The organism is Reinekea sp. (assembly GCF_982785585.1).
In genome coordinates this window covers 41,418-48,568 of record NZ_CEYAVF010000030.1, presented here as the reverse complement: position 1 = coordinate 48,568, position 7,151 = coordinate 41,418, and the positions used below count along the sequence as shown (strand labels likewise).

Sequence of the window (7,151 nt, the reverse complement as noted above, 5' to 3'; positions counted from 1 at the left end):
CGGGCCTTAATTGCATTTCGAATCACCACAGTTCAGGCAGGTCAGGCAACCGTCCATCACGATGGCGGCCTTGGTGCTGCACAGCTTGCAAAGCTGAGCATCGGGCGGGAAGTTACCCTCGTCGCTGTCATCACCGGCGGCTGGCTGGGCCTGACGGGCTTCGTATTCGGCTCGTTTCTCTTGAATCATCTTCTTCTGATGCACATCGAGCTGATCGTTGGTGATCATGCCGATCATCTTCAGATGCTTCTCGACAACATCGCCAATCTCGGCCACCAGTGAGGGCATAAACTTACCGCCACGCTTAAAGTAGCCGCCCTGCGGGTCAAACACCGCGCTCAGTTCGTCGACGATAAAGGTGATATCGCCGCCCTTACGGAATACCGCTGAGATCAGCAGCGTGAGTGCCACAACCCATTGGTAATGCTCCATGTTCTTTGAGTTGATAAAGATCTCAAAGGGTTGGCGCATCTCATGACTGGTGCCTTCGTTGAGCAGCATGTCATTGATGGTGACGTACATGGCGTGTTCTGACATCGGCGTCTTAATCTTGTAGGTCGAGCCGATCAGCATCTCGGGTCGCTCGACCGCTTCGTGCATCTGCACGATGGCACGGCGATCAACTGCGTCCGATTCAGCCTTGGCGAGGGCTTGTTTGTCTGCCGTGACGACTTCATAGCCGACGATCTTTTGGTCAATCTTTTTCATCGTAGTCATCCTTAAAATTTCCCGTAGTAGCCTTCTTTGAGCGCATCAAAGAGGTTGGCAGCTGAATGGGTTTCGCCATCGTATTCAATCATCTCATTGCCCTTGGCTTCCATGGTGGAGCCGTCGGCCAGTTTGAAGCGATAGGTGGTGTTGGCCAGATCGACTTCTTTGACCAGTACGCCCTGGAACGCTTCCGGGTTAAAACGGAAGGTGGTGCAGCCCTTGAGGCCCTGTTCATAAGCGTAGAGATAAATATCTTTAAAGTCATCGAACGGGTAGTCGGTGGGCACGTTGGCGGTCTTGGAGATCGACGAGTCGATCCACTTCTGTGCCGCGGCCTGAATGTCCACATGCTCTTTCGGCGCTATATCATCGGCGGAGCGGAAATAGTCCGGCAGCTGCGCATCGGCCGCGTCGCTGTAAGGCATGGCCTGATCATTGACCAGTTGGCGGTAAGCCAAGAGTTCAAAGGAAAAAACATCTATCTTTTCCTTGGTCTTGCGGCCTGAGCGAATCACATTACGGCTATAGTGGTGCGCAAAGCTTGGCTCGATGCCGTTACTGGCGTTATTGGCAATCGACAGACTGATGGTGCCGGTCGGGGCAATAGACGAATGGTGCGTGAAGCGGGCGCCGGTTTGGGCCAGTTCATTAACCAGTTCGGGTGCCTCGGCGGCCAGCTTTTGCATATAGCGGCTGTATTTAGCGTGCAGAATACGACCGGGCAGCTTGTCACCCACCTGATAGCCATCGCTGAGTATTTCTGGGCGCGCGCGCACCATCTCTCCAGTGATTTCGAATTCTTCGCTCATAACCGGCGCTGGGCCTTTCTCGCGCGCCAGTTCCAAACCGGTTTCCCAGCCGGCCATGGCCATGCTTTTGGTCACTTCTTCGGTGAAGGCCACCGATTTGTCATCGCCATACTTCATTTGCAACATGGTGATGGTAGAGCCCAAACCTAGGTAGCCCATGCCATGGCGACGTTTGCGGACAATTTCCTGGCGTTGGCCTTCCAAGGGTAGGCCATTGATTTCCACCACGTTATCGAGCATGCGGGTGAAAATCTGCACGACTTTACGATACTTGTCCCAGTCGAAGCGGGCCTTGTCGGTGAAGGGATCGGCGACAAAATGGGTCAGGTTGACCGAGCCCAGCAGGCAGCTGCCATAGGGCGGCAGAGGCTGTTCGCCACATGGGTTGGTGGCGCGGATGGTTTCACAAAACCAGTTGTTATTATATTCATTGACCTTGTCGATCAGAATAAAGCCTGGCTCGGCGAAATCGTAGGTGGAGGTCATGATGATATTCCACAGATTGCGCGCCTTGATCACCCGATACACCTTAAAGGCGATCTGGCCGTCTGCGTTCTGCATATAGACATTCTTGACGTGCCAGTCTTTCCAAATCACCTGAGCGCTGTCGTTGACATCCAGACCGTCGCGCAGCGCTTCAGCTTCAGAAACCGGGAACACCAGAGGCCATTCCTGATCGTTCTTAACGGCTTCCATAAATTCGGTGGTGATCAACAGCGACAGGTTGAACTGACGTAGGCGAGCATCTTCGCGCTTGGCCTTGATAAAGTCGATTACATCGGGATGGCTGACATCGAAGGTCGCCATCTGGGCGCCGCGTCGGCCACCGGCCGAGGACACGGTAAAGCACATGCGGTCATAGATATCCATAAAGGACAGTGGGCCGGAGGTGTAAGCGCCAGCGCCGGAGACGAAGGCGTCGCGCGGGCGCAGGGTGGAGAATTCATAACCGATGCCGCAACCGGCTTTCAGCGTAAGGCCTGCTTCATGCACCTTCTTCAGGATGCCGTCCATCGAGTCTTCGATGGTACCGGACACGGTACAGTTGATGGTTGAGGTGGCCGGTTTGTGGGCCAGCGCGCCGGCATTGGAGACAATACGACCGGCTGGGATGGCGCCGTTTTCAAGCGCCCACTTGAACTTGCTCTGCCACTCGTCTTGCTTCTTCTTACCCTTCTCAACGGCAGATAAGGCATCGGCCACTCGAGAGAAGGTGTCGTGCATGCTGTTATCCACCGGGTTACCGCGACTGTCTTTCAGGCGGTACTTGGAGTCCCAGATGTCGATCGACGCGGATTGATGGTCGATCTTGACGCAATTATCACGTTCCAGCTCTGTTTTGTCAGTCATGGCGGCAGGCTCCTTAGTCTACAGAATGAGATTAAATACTAGTTGTAGTGTTGAAAGTGATTCTAAAACACTATCTGTAGTGTTGGAAGGGAATTTTATTTTTCTGCATTGTTGACATTGACGCAGCCCGACCGCCGTGCGGTTTGGCGGCGAAAAATATTTTTTCCGGGGCTATGCGATTCAAGTTGAAGTTGACCCGGAGCGGGCTCTGGGGTAACTGGTAATTGCCAAACGCTCGGCTCAGACTGCGCCCGGTGTCGTGGATCGCCGGTCCGCAGCGGGGCGGGTATAGGCGGAAACTCGGTTGCGACCCCGTTGCTTGGCCTGATACAGGGCCTGGTCGGCGAAGCCGATCAACTGATGCACACTGTTCGCCCGGCTGCTAATCAGTTCGGCAACGCCGAAACTGGCGGTCAGGGTAATATCCGGATGATCACCGCGCACCGGTGTTTTGGCCAGATGAACGCACAGATCCTGAGCCATGCTGAGCGCCATGTCCAGATCGGTATCGGCCAGCAGGATAACCAATTCCTCACCGCCGAAGCGGGCAATGATATCCCGTTTGCGCAGCTTGTAACCGCGTAAGAAGGACGCGACGAATATTAGACACTCGTCACCCACCAGGTGGCCATGGGTGTCGTTGATCGCCTTAAAATGGTCCAGATCCATGATCACCAGCGCTAGGGGTTGGCGATAGCCTATGGCGAGCTGAAATTGCAGCTCCGATAACTTATCTAGGGTTTGCCGATTGAGCAGGCCGGTCAGGTGATCGGTTTCGGCGATCAACTTTATTTCATCGTTCTGATGCGACAGGTCCTCGGCCTGTTCCGTGAGCAGCTCATTGTGCAAACGCAGTTGGCGGGTTTTCAGGGCCACTTCCTCACCCAGATGCGCACTCAGATGTTCGGAGGTTTTTAGCGCGTCGACAAAGCGCGCCGATTGGATCTGGGTTTGTACAAAGAGGAACACAAAGAGCGCGTATTCGGTCACATAGAGGTTATAGCTGGCCAATTGGCCGGCAATTACATCATTGATAACGGCCATCATCAGGGGCGTGGCGCTGAGCAGGAAATGGCGCGCATCGGGCAGGCGCAGTATGAGGCCACGAATAATAGTCAGCAAACAGAGCAGGGTGAAGAACAGTAACGCCAGTTGATAGGCCCATAGATGTGCGGTGACGCTGGACATCGGGGCGATAGCGGTTGCCAGAATTGCTAGGGCAAAGAGACCATAGGTCAGCCGCATCAACTGACGCCCCGAACGCACCGGAAAAAATCCTAACAATAGCTGCAGGCCGGCAATGGCCGGCCAAAAAATTAAGATGTACTCAACCTTATAGAAAAAAATAGACCAGTAGGGCTGGGCGATAAAATAGTCGACATAACCGGATGAAAAAGCCGCTCTGGAGAGGCTAACCCCGGAAAAAAGCGCCAAGAGCAGCAGGGTGGTTTCCTGGGGTCGGCGCAGGAAAAAGACCATATTTTGAATAGTCGCATAGATGCCCACCGCGATCAGAAAGGTGCGCACCAATAGGTCGGTCAGGATGAGACGAAATGCACTGTCATACTCACGCAAAGTAAAGTCGCCATAGAGGCCGGAATGGTTTGAATGGTACGCCGACAGGTACACCACTAGGGTGCCGCCCTGGCTGGTGCTGGGCAGGATCAATAAGGACGCCTTATGACGCATCGCCTGGTCCTCGGCGTTTTCGGCAATCTGCCCGGACTGACCGAGCAGCTGCACCGCGCCGGCGTCGTCGACCCACCAGGCTTGCCAAGCGTCTCGAGCATAGCGCATCGATAGAGCCGGACGGACAAAGGCGGCGTCCAGATGGGTGAGTCGCAGCAGGTAGGTGCCATGGCCGCGCACGATGCCGTCGCGCCCGGCCAGACCCTCTATCGGTAAATCGACCAAATAGTTGGGCAGTTCAACCCGATCCACAGAGAGGTCGGCGGAGCCAATCTGATCCAACGGTAGCCAGCGGCCCCAACTAAAGCCCCAGCTGCCGGCCAAGCTAAGCTCGCCATCTTGCAGCGCCGCCTCGGCGTTAAGTGTTGGAACGGGCGCGGCCAACACTGGCTCGAGCAGTGCCCAGAGCAACAAGGTGGTACCTAGGCGCGTCAGGTTTTTGAATACAGTCAATAGCTTACCTTAGGGCCTAAGAGTGAGTGTCGGGGCGAGATCTGGCCAACCTAATCGGCGCTGATAGCTTGAATCAGTATAGTCGGAACAGCGGACGATCCGCGGCGTCTGGGGGGTGGTTTGAGGCCAGGGTCTAGCGTAGACGGAGTGGGGTTTTTGAGCCGCTTAGACCTCTGCCTCGGGCCCGCTCGGGTCGTAGGCCTCCACCCGGTTTCGACCGTGCCGCTTGGCCTGATAGAGGGCCTGGTCGGCAAAGCCAATCAGTTGGTGCACGCTTTGTGCCCGACTGCTAATCCGCTCGGCAATGCCAAAGCTGGCGGTCAGGATGATATCGGGATGGTCGCCGGTGACCGGTGTCTTGGCCAGGCTATCGCAAAGATCCTGGGTAATCTTGGTGGCCATGGCGAGGTTGGTATCGGCTAGCAGGATAACCAGTTCTTCGCCGCCGAAGCGGGCGATGATATCGCGCTTACGCAGCTTGTAGCCGCGTAAAAAAGATGCCACAAAGATCAGACATTCATCGCCCACTAGATGGCCATGGGTATCGTTAATGGCCTTGAAATGATCGAGGTCCATGATCACCAGCGCCAAGGGTTGGCGATAGCCGATGGCCAACTGGAATTGCAGCTCGGATAACTTGTCCAGGGTTTGGCGATTGAGTAGGCCGGTCAGATGATCGGTCTCGGCGATCAATTTTATTTCGTCGTTTTGATGCGACAGATCCACGGCTTGTTCGGTTAAACGCTCGTTGTGTAAGCGCAGTTGCCGAGTTTTTAGGGCAACTTCCTCAACTAGATGGGCGCTCAGGTGTTCGGATGTTTTCAGTGCGTCGACAAAGCGAGTCGACTGAATTTGAGTCTGTACGAAGAGAAAGAGAAACAAACCATACTCGACAATAAAGAAATTATAACTGGCCATTTGTCCGGCGATCAGATCGTTAAAAACGGCCAAGACGAGCGGCGTGATACTGAATAAGAAATGCCGGGCATCCGGAAGTCGAAGCACCAGGCCGCGCACCACGGTAATCATGCATAGCGCGGTAAAAACCAGCAGGCCGATTTGATAGGCCCATAGATTTAGCGTCACTTGCGACAAGGGAGCAAAACTGGTGACCAGTATCAGTGCGCCAAAGAACAGGTAGACCCCGAGCATAAACTGACGCGATCCGCGCACCGGAAAAAACGCCAATAAAAAATGTAACGCGGCGATACCTGGCCAGACCACTAACAGATATTCTGCCTTAAAAAAGGTTGTTGCCCAGCGCGGTTGGGCAATAAAATAGTCGACATAGCCGGACGCTAAAGCCGCCCGTACTAAAATCACCGCGGCAAACAGCGCTAAGAGTAAGAGGGTTTTTTCTTGCGGCCGGCGAACATAGAAAACCAAATTCTGAATGGTGACATAGATACCAACAGCGATTAAAAAAGTGCGTACGGTCAGGTCCGTCAGCAGCCCCCTTAGGGTCGTCTCCTGTTCGCGTATGGTCAGTTCACCATAGAGGCCGGCATAGCTGGTGTGATAGGCCGATAGGTAGATCACCAGAGTGCCGCTCTGACTCTTGCCGGGCAGGTGGATAATGGCGGTATTGTTGCGAAACGCCTGCTCATCCGCGCGCTTGGCTATCTGCCCCGATTGCCCCAGTAGGCTGATCTCGCCGCTGCTATCGACCCACCATGCCTGCCAAGCATCTTGCACATAGCGGACAAACAGGGTGGGATGCTCAAATGCCTCACGGAGGTTGTCGATTTGCAAAACATAGGTGCCATAGCCTTGAACAATATTATCGGTTTTCTGGGTTTGGCTGCTCCCTAGGTTGAGTAAGAAGTTCGGCAGCTCAACGTGCTCGACCGACAGTTCGCTCGATTGAATCGTATCCAGGGGGATCCAGCGGCCCCAGGTAAAGCCCCAGGTGCCGCTCAGACTGACTTCACCCTTGTTGAGCGCAGTCTGCGCATCCAAGGTGGGCACCGAGGCGGCGAACAGCGGTCCGGTCAGTGCCGACAAGACCAGGATGGCCGAGCGTCGAATCAGTCTTTTCACGGGGGTCAATAGGTCACCTTAATATACAACAGTGAGTGGTAGGCCTTGTAGTGGCCAAACTTAACTATTAGGGCGTTACAGACGAGTATAGTTGGGCGC

At 54.7% G+C, this 7,151-nt stretch carries 4 protein-coding genes; all 4 read right to left on the bottom strand.

From position 1 onward, the window contains the following. Window positions 1–6 precede the first annotated feature (6 nt). Complete coding sequence (locus AC4FIC_RS11995; protein WP_100257690.1) at window positions 7–708, bottom strand: TSCPD domain-containing protein; 702 nt, start codon at window positions 706–708, stop codon at window positions 7–9. An 11-nt stretch (window positions 709–719) separates the two neighbouring features. Next, on the bottom strand, window positions 720–2,870 hold the full coding sequence (locus AC4FIC_RS11990; RefSeq protein ID WP_100257689.1) for an adenosylcobalamin-dependent ribonucleoside-diphosphate reductase: 2,151 nt from the start codon (window positions 2,868–2,870) through the stop codon (window positions 720–722). Between the two features lie 240 nt (window positions 2,871–3,110). Next, window positions 3,111–5,012 carry a sensor domain-containing diguanylate cyclase gene (locus AC4FIC_RS11985; protein ID WP_476195009.1) on the bottom strand — a complete coding sequence of 634 codons (1,902 nt, stop codon included), beginning with the start codon at window positions 5,010–5,012 and terminating at the stop codon, window positions 3,111–3,113. 165 nt (window positions 5,013–5,177) lie between these two features. After that, window positions 5,178–7,052 (bottom strand): sensor domain-containing diguanylate cyclase, encoded by a 1,875-nt coding sequence (locus tag AC4FIC_RS11980; RefSeq protein WP_158524366.1) that lies wholly within the window; start codon window positions 7,050–7,052, stop codon window positions 5,178–5,180. Between the last annotated feature and the right edge of the window lie 99 nt (window positions 7,053–7,151).